Annotated in this window: 14 protein-coding genes and 1 tRNA gene; 14 read left to right on the top strand and 1 reads right to left on the bottom strand. The window is 53.8% G+C overall.

The window, feature by feature from the left end; genetic code table 11:
* Nucleotides 1–186 precede the first annotated feature (186 nt).
* From osmY to mrdA, 9 genes are all read left to right on the top strand, one after another.
* The gene (gene osmY / locus AC0T7J_RS13700) at nt 187–801 is read left to right on the top strand and encodes a molecular chaperone OsmY (RefSeq protein ID WP_033772579.1); all 615 of its coding nucleotides are present in this window, start codon (nt 187–189) and stop codon (nt 799–801) included.
* 112 nt (nt 802–913) lie between these two features.
* On the top strand, nt 914–1,075 hold the full coding sequence (locus AC0T7J_RS13695) for a DUF1328 domain-containing protein (protein ID WP_003848537.1): 162 nt from the start codon (nt 914–916) through the stop codon (nt 1,073–1,075).
* 220 nt (nt 1,076–1,295) lie between these two features.
* Entirely contained in the window at nt 1,296–2,348 is a 1,053-nt protein-coding gene (locus AC0T7J_RS13690) for a patatin-like phospholipase family protein (protein WP_033769872.1), read from the top strand.
* Complete coding sequence (locus AC0T7J_RS13685; RefSeq protein WP_473794882.1) at nt 2,345–3,142, top strand: TatD family hydrolase; 798 nt, start codon at nt 2,345–2,347, stop codon at nt 3,140–3,142. The genes AC0T7J_RS13690 and AC0T7J_RS13685 overlap by 4 nt, the downstream gene beginning before the upstream one ends.
* Nucleotides 3,143–3,390: 248 nt before the next feature.
* Entirely contained in the window at nt 3,391–4,170 is a 780-nt protein-coding gene (deoC, locus tag AC0T7J_RS13680; RefSeq protein WP_473794879.1) for a deoxyribose-phosphate aldolase, read from the top strand.
* Between the two features lie 62 nt (nt 4,171–4,232).
* Nucleotides 4,233–5,561 (top strand): thymidine phosphorylase, encoded by a 1,329-nt coding sequence (gene deoA / locus AC0T7J_RS13675; RefSeq protein ID WP_473794877.1) that lies wholly within the window; start codon nt 4,233–4,235, stop codon nt 5,559–5,561.
* Between the two features lie 95 nt (nt 5,562–5,656).
* Nucleotides 5,657–6,880, top strand: coding sequence for a phosphopentomutase (deoB, locus tag AC0T7J_RS13670; RefSeq protein WP_473794875.1), 1,224 nt, complete (start codon nt 5,657–5,659; stop codon nt 6,878–6,880).
* A 26-nt stretch (nt 6,881–6,906) separates the two neighbouring features.
* On the top strand, nt 6,907–7,620 hold the full coding sequence (gene deoD, locus AC0T7J_RS13665) for a purine-nucleoside phosphorylase (protein ID WP_010248951.1): 714 nt from the start codon (nt 6,907–6,909) through the stop codon (nt 7,618–7,620).
* A 219-nt stretch (nt 7,621–7,839) separates the two neighbouring features.
* Entirely contained in the window at nt 7,840–9,711 is a 1,872-nt protein-coding gene (gene mrdA, locus AC0T7J_RS13660; RefSeq protein WP_473794874.1) for a penicillin-binding protein 2, read from the top strand.
* Nucleotides 9,712–9,737: 26 nt separating this feature from the next.
* Here mrdA and AC0T7J_RS13655 read toward each other — a convergent pair whose 3' ends face one another.
* Nucleotides 9,738–11,057, bottom strand: coding sequence for a methyl-accepting chemotaxis protein (locus AC0T7J_RS13655; RefSeq protein WP_473794872.1), 1,320 nt, complete (start codon nt 11,055–11,057; stop codon nt 9,738–9,740).
* A 223-nt stretch (nt 11,058–11,280) separates the two neighbouring features.
* Between AC0T7J_RS13655 and AC0T7J_RS13650 the strand changes: the two genes are divergently transcribed.
* From AC0T7J_RS13650 to AC0T7J_RS13630, 5 genes are all read left to right on the top strand, one after another.
* Nucleotides 11,281–11,356, top strand: a tRNA-Phe gene (locus AC0T7J_RS13650).
* 322 nt (nt 11,357–11,678) lie between these two features.
* Entirely contained in the window at nt 11,679–12,644 is a 966-nt protein-coding gene (locus AC0T7J_RS13645; RefSeq protein ID WP_473794870.1) for a diguanylate cyclase domain-containing protein, read from the top strand.
* Between the two features lie 745 nt (nt 12,645–13,389).
* Nucleotides 13,390–13,554: a con-10 family general stress protein gene (locus tag AC0T7J_RS13640; RefSeq protein ID WP_004571242.1), complete on the top strand. Its 165-nt coding sequence runs from the start codon at nt 13,390–13,392 to the stop codon at nt 13,552–13,554.
* A 503-nt stretch (nt 13,555–14,057) separates the two neighbouring features.
* Complete coding sequence (locus AC0T7J_RS13635; RefSeq protein ID WP_033758778.1) at nt 14,058–14,540, top strand: YciE/YciF ferroxidase family protein; 483 nt, start codon at nt 14,058–14,060, stop codon at nt 14,538–14,540.
* 10 nt (nt 14,541–14,550) lie between these two features.
* Entirely contained in the window at nt 14,551–15,057 is a 507-nt protein-coding gene (locus tag AC0T7J_RS13630; RefSeq protein ID WP_473794868.1) for a ferritin-like domain-containing protein, read from the top strand.
* The last annotated feature ends 19 nt before the right edge of the window (nt 15,058–15,076 follow it).

Below are 15,076 nucleotides of genomic sequence, written 5' to 3'. Positions count from 1 at the left end.
GTTTTTCTTCTGTTTCGACGTGTGATCAACCAGTTAGCCAGGCAAATTGCAAAATGCCGTCTATGATTACTCTATTGGACGGCGGAAGAGACTTCTCTTGTCCTTACGTCCTGTAACGCAGCGGCACGTGTGCCTCTGTTGCGCCCACAGTTTTTGGGTGAGTTAACTGATAGAAGGAAGATATCGATGAACAAGACTAAGATTGCTAAAACCCTGATGGCCGCCATGATTGGCTCAGCACTGATCAGCGGCAGCGCACTGGCTGACGAATCAATGTCGCAGAAAGCGTCACAGACAGCCGACAGCGCGGGTTCAAAAATCGATAGTTCTATGAAAAAAGTCGATGGTTATATGGACGACAGCGGCATCACCGCCAAAGCCAAAGCGGCACTGGTAGATGATGACGCAATTAAAAGCACGGATATCTCCGTAAAAACGCATAGCGGCGTCGTGACCTTAAGCGGTTTCGTCACCTCACAGGATCAGGCTGAGAAGGCTGTGGCTGTGGTGCAGAAAATCGAAGGTGTTAAATCCGTCAGCGACAAACTACACGTCAGAGACAGCAAAGCATCATCAATGAAAGGTTATGCGGGCGATGCCGCTACGACCAGCGAAATTAAAGCTAAGCTATTAGCGGATGACATTGTTCCGTCGCGCAACGTAAAAGTTGAGACTACCGACGGCGTTGTGCAGCTTTCAGGGCAGGTTGCTAATCAGGCACAGTCAGATCGTGCAGAAAGCATTGCTAAAGCCATTGAAGGCGTGAAAAGCGTTAAGAATGACCTGACGGTTAAATCTTAAGCTTGCGTACGGCCACTTCTGTGGCCGTACGAATAAAAGATACCCATCCGGGGATGAAATAAGCAGATCGATTTTAAAATATTCGATTTTTAAATAGGGTAAGGAGAGGCTTATGTTTCGTTGGGGCATTATTTTTCTGGTGATCGCACTGATCGCTGCAGCGTTAGGTTTTGGCGGTTTAGCGGGCACAGCAGCATGGGCAGCTAAAGTTGTCTTCGTCGTTGGTATTATCCTGTTCCTCATCAGCCTGTTTACCGGCCGTAAAAAGCTTTAGCCGATGAGTCCTGCAGTGTAATGCAACGCAAAGCATAGAGCGGAGACCAGTCATCTGTAGCGACTGACGTGAAGAGAGGGACACCTTCACATCGCTGCAAGGTAAGCCAGCCCAGCTGGCCTGCCGGTTAAAGGAACACATGACTGGTTCTCCGGAATGCTGCCGTCATTAACGGATCGATCCACCAGCAGACCCGGAACCCCTTTTTGAGGTTCGTACAGTGGGTATACGCATTCCTGTCACGCTCGGCGCCATTGAACCTCTGGCCCTGACTCCGTTTAAATCTCAGAAGATTGCGCTGGTTTGTGAAGGCGGCGGTCAACGCGGCATTTTCACCGCAGGCGTATTAGATGAATTTCAGCGTGCCCGATTCAACCCCTTTCAGCTGATGCTCGGCACCTCTGCCGGTGCACAAAATCTTTCTGCCTTTGTCTGTGGTCAGCCCGGCTATGCCCGGCGTGTGATTACCCGCTATACCACCAGTAAACTCTTCTTTGATCCGCTGCGCTTTGTACGGGGTGGCAATCTGATCGACCTCGACTGGCTGATAGATATTACCCGCAGTGAATTTCCGCTGGCGATGAGCAGCGCGGAACAGCTGTTCTCCAGCGGCCGCGAGTTTTATATGTGCGCCTGCCGCAGTGACGACTACACGCCCGGCTACTTCAACCCGACCGCTGATAACTGGCTGGATCTGATTAAAGCTTCCAGTGCCATTCCCGGTTTTTACCGGCTGGGAGTCAGTCTGGAAGGGATCAGCTATCTTGATGGCGGCATCAGCGATGCGATTCCGGTGCGTGAAGCCGCCCGCCGTGGCGCTGATACCATTGTGGTGATCCGCACCGTGCCCTCACAGATGTTCTACACCCCGAAATGGTTTAAGCGGATGGAACGCTGGCTCAGCACCGGCGCACTGCAGCCGATGATCAACGTGCTGAATAAGCATGAGCAGAGTTATCGGGAAATTCAGCAGTTCATTGAGAATCCGCCCGATGATTTGCGCATTATCGAAATCTTTCCGCCGCATGCGCTGGCCAGCAGTGCGCTGGGGAGCCGCATCGCTTCACTGAATCAGGATTATCATCTGGGACGGCGTTGCGGTCGCTATTTCCTCGCCACGCTGGGCCAGTGGCTGAGTGATGCGGAACCGATGACCACGGCGCGTATCGTAACGCCGCCTGCTCCGGCAGCCAATGCACCCGATACCCGCCTCATCATCACACCGCCGCTGGCGGATAATGATGCTGATTACGACAAAGGATCGCTGGCATGAAGTTTATCGATACGCACTGCCACTTCGATTTTCCGCCGTTTGAAGGGGATATCTCTGGCAGCCTGGCACGTGCTGCAGAAGCGGGCGTGGAAAAGATTATTGTTCCGGCGATCGATGCCAGCCGCTTTGAGCGGATCTGCGCGTTAGCCGCGGCGCATCCGCCGCTCTATGCCGCGCTGGGCCTGCATCCGATCGTCATCGAAAATCATCAGGAGGCCCATCTCGACCAGCTGGAAACCTTACTGCAACAGCGGCCGCGTAAGCTGGTGGCGATCGGCGAGATCGGGCTGGATCTCTATCGCGACGATCCGCAGTTTGATAAGCAGCAACGCTTTCTTGAGGCGCAGCTTAAGCTGGCGAAAGCGTATCAGCTGCCGGTGATCCTGCATTCGCGCCGCACTCATGACAAGCTGGCGCAGATTCTGCGTCGTTACGATCTGCCGCGCCGTGGCGTGGTGCATGGTTTTGCAGGCAGCCTGCAGCAGGCGCAGGCTTTTATTAAGCTGGGTTATGCAATTGGCATCGGCGGGACTATTACCTATGAACGCGCCAGCAAAACCCGTCAGACTGTGGCGCGGCTGCCGCTCTCTTCGCTGCTGCTGGAAACTGATGCACCCGATATGCCGCTGCAGGGCTTTCAGGGCCAGCCTAATCGTCCGGAGCGGGCGCGTCAGGTGTGGGAGGTGCTCTGCAGCCTGCGTGAAGAGTCACCTGAGGAGATTGCCGATGCGCTGTGGCACAACAGTCAGCAGCTATTTCAGCTCGATCCCGCTTTCCCGGCGCTGCGCAACTGACCGTTCCTGTCTCACCCGACCTGCAGCCATTGCGCATAAATGTGATAATAGTAACATTGCACCCGCTGGCGTATAATAACCACCAAGCCCTGTTATCTGTAATGTTAGTCACAGTAAACGTGGCAATGTTGCACTAATTTCTTATTCCTATGTGACTCCTGGCACATATCAGGCCGCACCAGAGTGTTATTATTATAACATTCCGCCGGCGAGCCGGTGGGTTGCACCCCGATCTTTTGGAGAGCCTCATGACCGATATCAAAGACCTTGCCCTGCGCGCCCTGAAACTGATGGATTTAACCACCCTGAATGATGACGACACCGACGCAAAAGTGATCGCTCTGTGTCATCAGGCCAAATCCCCGGCAGGCAACACCGCCGCAATCTGTATCTATCCGCGTTTTATTCCGATTGCCCGTAAAACGCTGCGCGAGCAGGGTACCCCGGAGATCCGCATCGCTACGGTGACTAACTTCCCGCACGGCAATGACGACATTGATATTGCGCTGGCAGAAACCCGCGCCGCTATCGCCTACGGTGCCGATGAAGTGGACGTGGTGTTCCCGTATCGTGCGCTGATCGCCGGTAACAGTCAGGTCGGTTTCGATCTGGTGAAAGCCTGTAAAACCGCCTGTGCCGAAGCAGATGTGCTGCTGAAAGTGATCATCGAAACCGGTGAACTGAAGCAGGAAGCGCTTATCCGTCAGGCCTCTGAGATTGCCATTGATGCCGGTGCCGATTTCATCAAAACCTCTACCGGTAAAGTGCCGGTTAACGCCACGCCTGACGTGGCGCAGATCATGATGAACGTGATCCGCGATAAAGGCGTCAGCCAGCAGGTTGGCTTTAAGCCCGCTGGTGGCGTGCGCACCGCTGAAGATGCCGCGATCTATCTGAAAATGGCAGAAGAGACGCTGGGTGCCGACTGGGCCGATGCGCGTCATTTCCGCTTTGGTGCATCAAGCCTGCTGGCGAGCCTGCTCAATACCCTGGGTCATGACAGCGACACCAGCAAAGCGGGTTACTGATCTTTCAGGCGGTCGCTGACCGCCTGTTCCCCATCCTGATTTCCCTGAACCAGGGGGTTACCTTGTTCCTGCCACAAGAAATAATTCGCAAAAAACGTGACGGCCATGCGCTGACTGAAGAGGAGATTCGCTTCTTCATCAATGGTGTGCGTGATAACACCGTTTCGGAAGGTCAGATCGCCGCGCTGGCGATGACCATCTATTTCCACGACATGACGCTGCCTGAGCGGGTCGCGCTGACTATGGCGATGCGTGATTCCGGTACGGTACTGAACTGGAAATCCCTTAATCTCAATGGCCCGGTGGTGGATAAGCACTCGACCGGCGGCGTTGGCGATGTGACGTCGCTGATGTTAGGGCCGATGGTCGCGGCCTGCGGCGGATATGTTCCGATGATCTCGGGTCGTGGCCTTGGTCATACCGGCGGCACGCTGGATAAACTGGAAGCGATTCCGGGCTTCGATATCTTCCCGAGCGATGACCGCTTCCGCGAGATCATTAAGCAGGTGGGTGTGGCGATTATCGGCCAGACCAGCTCGCTGGCACCGGCGGATAAGCGTTTCTACGCCACGCGTGACATCACCGCCACCGTCGATTCGATCCCGCTGATTACCGCCTCGATTCTGGCGAAGAAGCTGGCAGAAGGGCTGGATGCACTGGTGATGGATGTCAAAGTGGGTTCCGGCGCGTTTATGCCAACCTATGAGGCGTCAGAAAGTCTGGCGCAGTCGATTGTTGGCGTCGCCAATGGCGCTGGTTGCCAGACCACCGCACTGCTGACGGATATGAACCAGGTTCTCGCCTCCTCAGCCGGTAACGCGCTGGAAGTGCGTGAAGCGGTTCGCTTCCTGACCGGCGAAGCGCGGAATCCGCGCCTGCTGGAAGTGACGCTGGCTCTCTGCAGCGAAATGCTGGTCTCCGGCAAACTGGCCGCCAGCGACACCGAAGCGCGTCAGAAGCTGATGACGGTGCTGGATAACGGCAAGGCGGCCGAGGTGTTTGGTCGCATGGTCGCTGCCCAGCAGGGACCTGCCGATTTTGTTGAACGCTACGACGCTTATCTGCCCGCGCCAATGCTGAGCAAGCCGGTGTATGCCGACCAGCCAGGCATCGTCAGCAGCATGGATACCCGTGCGCTGGGGCTGGCGGTGGTGGCAATGGGTGGCGGACGTCAGCGTGCCAGCGACAGTATTGATTACAGCGTTGGCCTAAGCGACATGATCACCCTGGGCGAACGTGCCGATGCGCAGCGTCCACTGGCGATCATTCACGCCAGCAGCGAAGACAAATGGCAGCAGGCCGCCGCCGCGGTCAAAGCCGCGCTGGTGCTCGGTGATTCCGCCCCGGCTGAGACGCCGGTTGTCTATCGCCGTGTGAGCGATATCAGCTAACTGACCGGTAACCGGTGCCAGCCGCAATGCATTCGGGTATACTGATCTGATCGCTTTTTTTTGACTTGTCACGCGCCAATGCGCAGGAGACTTGCATGAAACGTGCTTTTATTATGGTTCTCGATTCCTTTGGAATTGGCTCCAGTAAAGATGCCGATAAATTCGGCGACGCAGGTTCGGATACGTTAGGTCACATCGCCGAAGCCTGTTTCAGGGGGGAAGCAGACAAGGGACGTAAAGGCCCATTGCATCTGCCTAATCTTACCGCGCTGGGTCTGGGCAAAGCCGCAGAGCTGTCGACCGGCCGCTTCCCGGCAGGTCTGGATCCCGAGGCGAAAATCACCGGCGCGTACGCTTACGCCAGCGAGCTTTCGTCCGGTAAAGATACGCCGTCAGGCCACTGGGAGATCGCCGGTGTGCCGGTACTGTTTGACTGGGGCTACTTCAGCGACAAAGAGAACAGCTTCCCACAGGAACTGCTGGACAAACTGGTCGAGCGTGCAGATCTGCCGGGCTATCTCGGTAACTGCCACTCATCAGGTACGGTGATCCTCGATCAACTGGGCGAAGAGCATATGAAAACTGGCAAGCCGATTTTCTATACCTCTGCGGACTCGGTGTTCCAGATCGCCTGTCACGAAGAGACCTTTGGTCTGGATCGACTCTATGCGCTGTGCGAAATCGCCCGTAAAGAGCTGACCGAGGGTGGCTACAACATCGGCCGGGTTATCGCCCGTCCGTTTGTGGGCGACAAAGCGGGTCAGTTCGAGCGCACCGGCAATCGTCACGACCTGGCTGTTGAGCCACCATCTGCCACCATGCTGAAAAAGCTGGTGGATGAGAAGGGCGGTCACGTGATCTCCGTGGGTAAAATCGCCGATATCTATGCTGAGCAGGGCATTACCAAAAAGGTCAAAGCGACCGGTCTGGATGCGCTGTTTGACGCGACAATTCAGGAGATGAAAACCGCGCCGGATCAGGCGATTGTTTTCACTAACTTCGTTGATTTCGACTCAACCTGGGGACATCGTCGTGATGTTGCCGGTTATGCGGGCGGGCTGGAGCTGTTTGACCGTCGTCTGCCTGAGCTGATGGAATTAGTCGGAGAAGATGACATTCTGATCCTGACCGCTGACCACGGCTGTGACCCGACGTGGGAAGGTACTGAACACACGCGTGAGCACATTCCGATTCTTATCTACGGACCGAAAGTCGAGCCGGGTTCGCTCGGTTACCGCGAAACTTTCGCCGATATTGGTCAGACAATTGCACACTACTTTGGCCTGTCCGAGATGGACTATGGCAAGAACATGCTGTAAATCAGCAATTTAATAAGGATTAAACAATGGCAACCCCTCATATTAATGCTGAAATGGGCGATTTCGCAGACGTCGTGCTGATGCCTGGCGATCCGCTGCGTGCAAAGCACATCGCAGAAACCTTCCTGGAAAATCCGGTAGAAGTGAACAACGTGCGCGGGATGCTGGGCTACACCGGCACCTATAAGGGCCGCAAAGTCTCTGTAATGGGCCACGGAATGGGTATTCCTTCCTGCTCCATCTACACCAAAGAGCTGATCACCGACTTTGGCGTGAAAAAGATCATCCGTGTGGGCTCCTGTGGTGCCGTGCGTGCCGATGTAAAACTGCGTGACATCGTGATTGGTATGGGTGCCTGCACCGATTCCAAAGTAAACCGTATGCGTTTCAAAGATCACGATTTTGCTGCGATTGCTGACTTCGACATGGTGCGTAACGCGGTTGATGCGGCGAAAAACCTGGGTGTTGAAGCGCGCGTAGGTAACATCTTCTCTGCCGATCTCTTCTACACCCCGGATCCGCAGATGTTCGACGTGATGGAAAAATATGGCATCCTCGGCGTTGAGATGGAAGCTGCAGGTATCTACGGTGTGGCTGCAGAGTTCGGTGCTAAAGCGCTGACCATCTGCACCGTATCAGACCACATCCGTACGCATGAGCAGACCACCGCTGCTGAGCGTCAGACCACCTTCAACGACATGATCAAGATTGCGCTGGAGTCTGTTCTGCTGGGTGATTAATCAGCGTGGCAGGCATTCCCGCCTGCTGCCCGATCCCCCTGTGCAGATCCCCTTTAACCGGGGGATCTGCATTTTCCCGCCTCGCCGTTCCGGTAACATTCACATCAAATGACACACTTTTGGTCAGGCTTGTGCATCTTCGCGCTGGCACACCCGCGATCGCGCTTTATCATGGTGCGCAATAACAGATAATAATTAATCGCCTGATAATGCCCCCTGATGAACTTTCGTAACTTCGAAGCTGAAGAGAAGCTGTTTGCCCGCCGCGCTGCAATAGCCTTTGCTCTGGTCTGTCTCTGTTTCACCATTCTTGGCGTAAACCTTTTTCGCTTACAGGTGCGCGACCATGGCTATTACCAGACGCGCTCTAACCAGAACGACATCAAAATGATCCCCATTGCGCCGACGCGTGGGCTGATTTATGACCGCAACGGCATTCCGCTGGTGCGAAACGTCAGCTGGTATGCCATCACGCTGACGCCTTACAAAATCAGCGACATGGACGCCACGCTGCGGGCACTCACGCCGATTGTTAATCTGACGCCGGACGAGATCGACACCTTCCGCCATGCGCTGAAGCAGACCAGCCGTTACAAGCCGGTGGTGCTGAAAGAGGAGCTGACCGAAGAGCAGGTCGCCCGCTTTGCGGTCAATCAGTTTCACTTCACCGGCGCCAGCCTTGAGACCTACCAGGATCGTGAATATCCCTATGGCGCGGATCTGGCGCATGTGATCGGTTATGTGTCGAAAATCAACGATAACGACTACAAACGGCTGAATGAAGAAGGCATCGCCGAAAACTATGCGGCTGACCATAACATTGGTAAGCAGGGGATTGAGGGCTATTACGAAGCGCTGCTGCACGGCAAGCCGGGTTATCAGGAAGTGGAAGTGGATAATCATGGCCGCATTGTGCGGGTGCTGAAAGAGGTGCCGCCGGTCGCGGGTAAAAACCTGACGCTGACGCTGGATCTGCACCTGCAACAGTATGTGGAAAGCCTGCTGGCGGGGCAGCGTGCGGCGCTGCTGATTGAAGATCCGCACGACGGTTCCGTGCTGGCGATGGTCTCCAGCCCCAGCTACGACCCCAATCCGTTTGTAAAAGGCATCAGCTATCAGGCCTACAAAAAGCTGCTACAGGACAAAGATCTGCCGCTGATTAACCGCGTCACGCAGGGACTCTATCCGCCCGCCTCCACGGTGAAGCCTTACATGGCGATGTCGGCGCTGCTGACTCATGTGATTACGCCGCAGTCGCAATTCTTTGGTGCGCCCACCTGGACGCTGCCAGGCACGGACCGGCGCTATCGCGACTGGAAAAAGAGCGGGCACGGCATGCTGGATGTGACCCGGGCAATCGAAGAGTCCGCCGATACCTTTTTCTATCAGGTCGCGTTCATGATGGGCATTGATCGCATTCACACCATGCTCAGCCAGTTTGGCTATGGAAAATCGACCGGCATCGACCTGAATGAGGAGTACAACGGCTTACTGCCGAGCCGGGAGTGGAAGCAGAAGGTGCATAAAAAACCCTGGTATCAGGGCGATACAGTGTCGGTTGGCATCGGACAGGGCTACTGGATTGCGACACCCATTCAGATGGTGAAAGCGATGGTGGCGCTGATTAACAACGGTCGGGTCATTGCCCCCCATCTGCTGGAGAAAACCCAGCGCGGCACCCTGGTGGAGAACTATCGTCCGCAGAAGCCCGAGGCGCAGATTGGCGATCCCCATTCACCCTACTGGTCGCTGGTACGCCACGCGATGTTTGGCATGGCTAACGCACCCAACGGCACCGGTTATAAATATTTCCACACGGCACCTTATGGCATCGCCGCGAAGAGCGGGACGTCGCAGGTGTTCAGCCTGCGTCAGAACCAGACCTATAACGCGAAGATGATACCGGTACGGCTGCGTGATCATATCTTCTATACCGCCTTTGCGCCCTTTAATGACCCGAAAGTGGCAGTAGCGTTAATTCTGGAAAATGGGGGCAACGAAGGTATTACTGCGGCACCCGTGATGCGGGCGATTCTGGATCATATCTTTATCCCGCCGACGCCAGAAGCGCCGGTTCAGGCAACACCTTAAAAGGGGGCAGTTGCCCCCGCAGAGCGTCAGACTTTAAGCGTTTTGGTCACCTGGCCGATGGCGCGTACTACATCGGTTGCGCCTTCACGGATTTCTGCAATCACGCCGCCCGCCTCCTGGGCCAGTTGTACGCCCTGATCGGCGCGCTTCAGGTTTGATTCAATCCCTTTCAGTGCCCGGCTTGCCAGCAGATGGTTTTGCTGTATCCGATTTTCGATGTCGGTGGTGGCGCGGTTGATGTTTGCTGCCAGCGTGCGGACTTCATTAGCCACTACTGCAAAGCTGCGGCCATGGGTTCCGGCTCGCGCCGCTTCAATAGCGGCATTCAACGCCAGCAGGTTAGTCTGATCGGCTATCCGGCGGATGCCTTCTACAATCGCACCGATACGCTCTGAGGATTCACTCAGACCGGTAATATCACCGGAGATCCCCTGCAGTTCACCCGCCAGGGCGTTCATGGTCTGCACACTGCTGGCGATAACATCGGCACCCAGCTTTGTGCTTTCATCCGTTTGCAGCGCGGTGTGATAAGCCCGCTGTGCCGCATCATGTTCCTGCTGATTCTTTTCCACCTGCGCGGTCACATCGGTGGCGAATTTCACGATTTTGTAGAGCCTGCCCTGTTCGTCAAACACCGGATTGTAGGTGGCGCGCAGCCAGACCGTCTCGCCCCGTTTATTGACCCGGGGAAACTGACCTGAGACAAATTCGCCGCGGTTCAGCTGCTGCCAGAACTCGCTATATTCGCGGCTGTCGCGCAGCGCCTGTGAGCAGAAGCGACGGTGGTGAACACCTTCTACTTCCTCACGACGGTAGCCCATGGTTTTCAGGAAGTTGTCATTGGCTTTCAGCACTTCACCTTTGAGGTTAAAAGCGATTACCGCCATCGACCGTTCTATGGCGGTGGTAATGGCGCGCTGCTCCTGCGCATCGTTGATATGATCGGTGATGTCGGTTGCCAGTTTGACGATTTTAATCACCCGGCCATGGCGGTTCTGCACCGGCACATAGTTGGCTTCGAGCCATACCGGTCGGCCGTTTTTTGCCACGCGCAGGAACTTATCGCTGAAGCTTTCGCCCCGGTTCAGTCGCAGCCAGAAATCCTGGTAGTCCCGCGACTCAAGCTGCCCGGCGGTACAAAACAGGCTGTGGTGCTGGTCTTCGATCTCCGCCAGCGTGTAGCCCATGCGCGACAGAAACAGTGCATTCGCGCTGAGAATGGAGCCATCGGGGGAGAATTCAATCATGGCGATGGAGCCGTTGAGAGAGCTTAGCGTGGCCGCTGAGTGTGAACGCTTCTGCCAGCTGTGACGGGAAGCGATACCTGATGTAATGGTGGAAAACATGGCGATCCTTATTATTAGTGTTGGTCTCGCATGCTATATCGGCAATTTCGCGTCACAATGCAGACTCTGCCTGCCTTCTGACTAAAATATATCCGGCCAACAGAGAGGTTTATGGCGGCAGGTCAAACCCACTCTTTGGGTTGATGGAAAAGCGGTCAGTCGATTTGATTTTGGTGAAAAGCGTTTGACGCTGCCGGGCCGCTTTGGTTTAATGCGCCCCGTTGCCCGAATAGCTCAGTCGGTAGAGCAGGGGATTGAAAATCCCCGTGTCCCTGGTTCGATTCCGGGTTCGGGCACCATCTTTAAAGAACCCGCCTCTGGCGGGTTTTTGCGTTTATGGGGCGAACCCGTCATCGAAGGTTTGATGCACTCGCCACATCCCCGAACATTCCGAATTTCACCTCTCCCGCGCCCATTCCACTTCTCAACCCTGTAGCAACACAAACAGATTTCATGGCGAAATTACTATGCCGCTTCGCCTCTGTGCTGCGTTGCCAGACTGGCACCGCCTGATATCCTGTCCAGCCTGCAATTGACCGCGGCTAATCGTGTTTTATAAGCCACCCTTTACAGAATCAGCCTGACAGGCACAATAGCCCTTTTTCCAGCTCCCTTACGGTCATGTCAGAAGAAGCGCTGCGTCTGCAGATACAGAACCTCAAAAAGCACAATGCGCGTCTGAAGCGTATAGCGCATGACGCCCGCACAAAACTCAATGCGGCGCTGGATGGTACCGGGCTGTTCCTGTGGCAGCTGGATATTCCCAGCGGCAAACTGGTGATCTTCAACCGGCGCTGGGGTGCGATGCTGGGCTTCCAGCCGAAAGAGACCGACGCCAACTTTGAATCCTGGAAAGAGAGCCTGCATCCCGATGATGCCGCCGACGTTTTACAGGCATTCAACGACCACATCGCCGGGAAAGCGCCTTATTACGAGGCTCTGCACCGCATGATCGCCAAAAATGGCAGCATTACATGGGTGCTGGATCGGGGCCGGGTCAGCGAATGGAATGCGCACGGAGAGCCGGTTAAAGTGATCGGCACTCACATCGATATGACCAAAGAGAAACAATATGAGGAGCAGCTCGCCCTGCTGGCGCTGCACGATCCCCTTACGCTGCTCAACAATCGCCATGCTCTGCAGAATTATTTCTGTGAAATGAAAACGCAGGGACCGCTCTGCGTGGTCTTTATTGACCTGGATAACTTTAAACACGTCAATGACACCCTGGGGCACCGCAGCGGAGATGACGTCCTCATCCAGTTAAGTCAGCGGTTTACTGAACTCTCCCCGGCAGAAGTGATCATTGGCCGACTGGGCGGCGACGAGTTTGTGTTGTTAATACCCTGGGCGCTGAACCATCCGCGGGTAAAGAAACTGGCGCATGCCTGTCTTGACGCGGTAATGACACCTTTTGATATGGCAAATGGGCATGCCCTCATTGGGGCGTCTGTCGGTGTGTCTCAGGCGCAGGAAAAAGATGACTTTGATACTGCACTGCAGCGAGCTGATGAAGCGATGTATCGCATCAAGAAAAATGGCAAGCGCGGTGTCGCTTTTGATTCCACGTTCCCCGACTCCCTCTGAATCTGCTGAACAGGGCATGGGTTTTGCGTGCCATTAACGCACTATCTCCCTCATGACGTTGCGCCATCTCATTCATAACGTTGAGTTTGCCTTTTCGCAGGCATGCAAAGTTTATGCGTATCCCCGCAGAAAATGCTTTTTAGTACTATTCCGAAAACCCGTTTTTTGCCCCCGGAAAGCATGAATTCATCCGCTTCGCTTATATTCAACTTTCATCGTTAAATCTGCCCTCTATTGTTAATAAAAATTTTCATTAAATCAGCATAATTGATCGTTTATTGATCGATTCAGGCTATTTTTTACTGGTGCCATCAACGCGTCTCGCTTCGCTTATTTTTAACGTTAAAGCAGGGCACAAGATTTCTATTTAGCGCTTCGCTTGGGGAAATTGATCGTTTGTTGATCATCTTCACTACCTGATATTGATGAAATTATCACTTTGCCGTTTCGCTTATATTTTTTTCAATTGGACTTTTTTTGAAAATGATCGATTAATAGGGCGCGGCGATTTTCGTTATAAAGGTTTTTCATGCCGCGGCTCTTTTTATGAATTGAAAAGAGCGATGGTTGAAATCCGTTATCAATCTGGTTAAGGGTAGTACGCTCATTAAGCCAGAACTGTGACGGGTTTTTTATTTATCTCACTTGATCGGTCCGATTTTCTGACTACATTTATGTTGCTGAATCGGCCTGATGAAGCGTTAGCTGTGCAAATTCCAATTTTTAAAATTCAAAGAGGACGCATATGACTCAATATCGCGGTGGGGCCGGGAATTTTGCGGCCGACAAAGAGCGTGCTGCTGAAGCAGGACGCAAAGGTGGCCAGAAAAGCGGCGGCAACTTCAAGAATGATCCTGAACGTGCCATTGAAGCGGGGCGCAAGGGAGGTAAGGTTAGCCGCCGGAGCTGAACGTCTTTAACACTGCTGTGACGGCAGGGTTACTCTGTTAGCCGGGCATTTTGAATCTATTTAGTTCTTTTGTAAGATAATTGCCATCTGAATTATGCCAGGGCTGAATCATTAGCCATGGCCGGAACTGTTAATTAAGCCGGAAGGGTTTTCCCTTCCGGTTTTTTTATTTCTGCTCGATTAAAGCTATACGGATTAATAAAACTTTGTACAGGTAAGTTTTAGACTGGTACTTTTTTATGCAGTAAATATTATAAAATTTATACAACGATTTCTTGCTTTGTACAATTACAACGCCGCTAGCGAAGCCGCAAAGATAAAACAATTTTCCGGCTAAATGTTTGCTGCAAAAAGGAAAATGCATTTTGCATGCCACTTATGTATTAAATTCATACTGATGTGGCGTGCGATATTAAAAATCTCCACTAGACTTTTCAGGTGTCAACGGTATGACTGGCGCTGCGTTATTACAGACGCAGCTTTTTAATCAATGAGGCTATCTTATGACAGTGAAAACGTTAAACGACCTGTTCATCCATGACTTATCCGATGTATACAGCGCTGAGAAGCAGATAACCCGTGCATTGCCTAAAATGGCGCGTGCAGCCAGTGACGAAAATCTTATCGCTGCGTTTAATCAGCATCTGGAAGAGACCCGTGCTCAGATTGAACGACTCGACGAACTGGTGGAAGTGACACCTGAAGTCAAAATCAAACGAATGAAATGCCATGCGCTGGAAGGTCTGGTTGAAGAAGCGCAGGAAATTATCGACTCGGTCGAAAAGGGCGAGATTCGCGATCAGGGACTGATCGGTGCAGCGCAGAAAGTTGAGCATTATGAGATTGCCACCTACGGTACGCTGCATGCGCTGGCGCTGAAGCTGGGTTACACCAAAGCCGCGCAGCTGCTGGAAGAAACCCTGAATGAAGAGAAGCAAACGGATGAGAAGCTCACCTCAGTAGCCGAGTCTATTACTGTCTCTTAAGGAGTAACACATGACTGCGATTGAACATTATCACGACTGGCTGCGCGATGCGCATGCGATGGAAAAACAAGCAGAAAGCATGCTGAGCAAGATGTCAGGTCGTCTTGAACACTATCCGGCGCTGGAACAGCGTCTGGCGCAACATCTGGATGAGACCAAACATCAGCTGACTCTGCTGGAACAGCTACTCGATAGCCACAGTATTGATCACTCTGTGATGAAAGATGCCATGGGCAAAATGGCAGCCACCGGCCAGGCCGTGGGCGGGATGTTTAACTCAGATGAAGTGGTGAAGGGCGCCATCAGTGGCTATGTATTCGAGAATGCCGAGATCGCCAGCTACACCAGTCTGATCGCCGCGGCTGAGCAGGTCGGTGATGCGCAGGGCGTACGCATACTGAGTGAGATCCGCGATCAGGAAGTGGCGATGGCAGAGTGGCTGCTGCAGCACCTGCCTGAAGTGACACAGCAGTTCCTGCAACGTGCGTCACAACCAGGCACTGAAGCGAAGAAGTAGCGCTGAATAGCCTGCATGA

This window comes from Pantoea sp. E956-1, from assembly GCF_982223955.1.
This window is presented reverse-complemented; position numbering and strand designations above follow the sequence as displayed.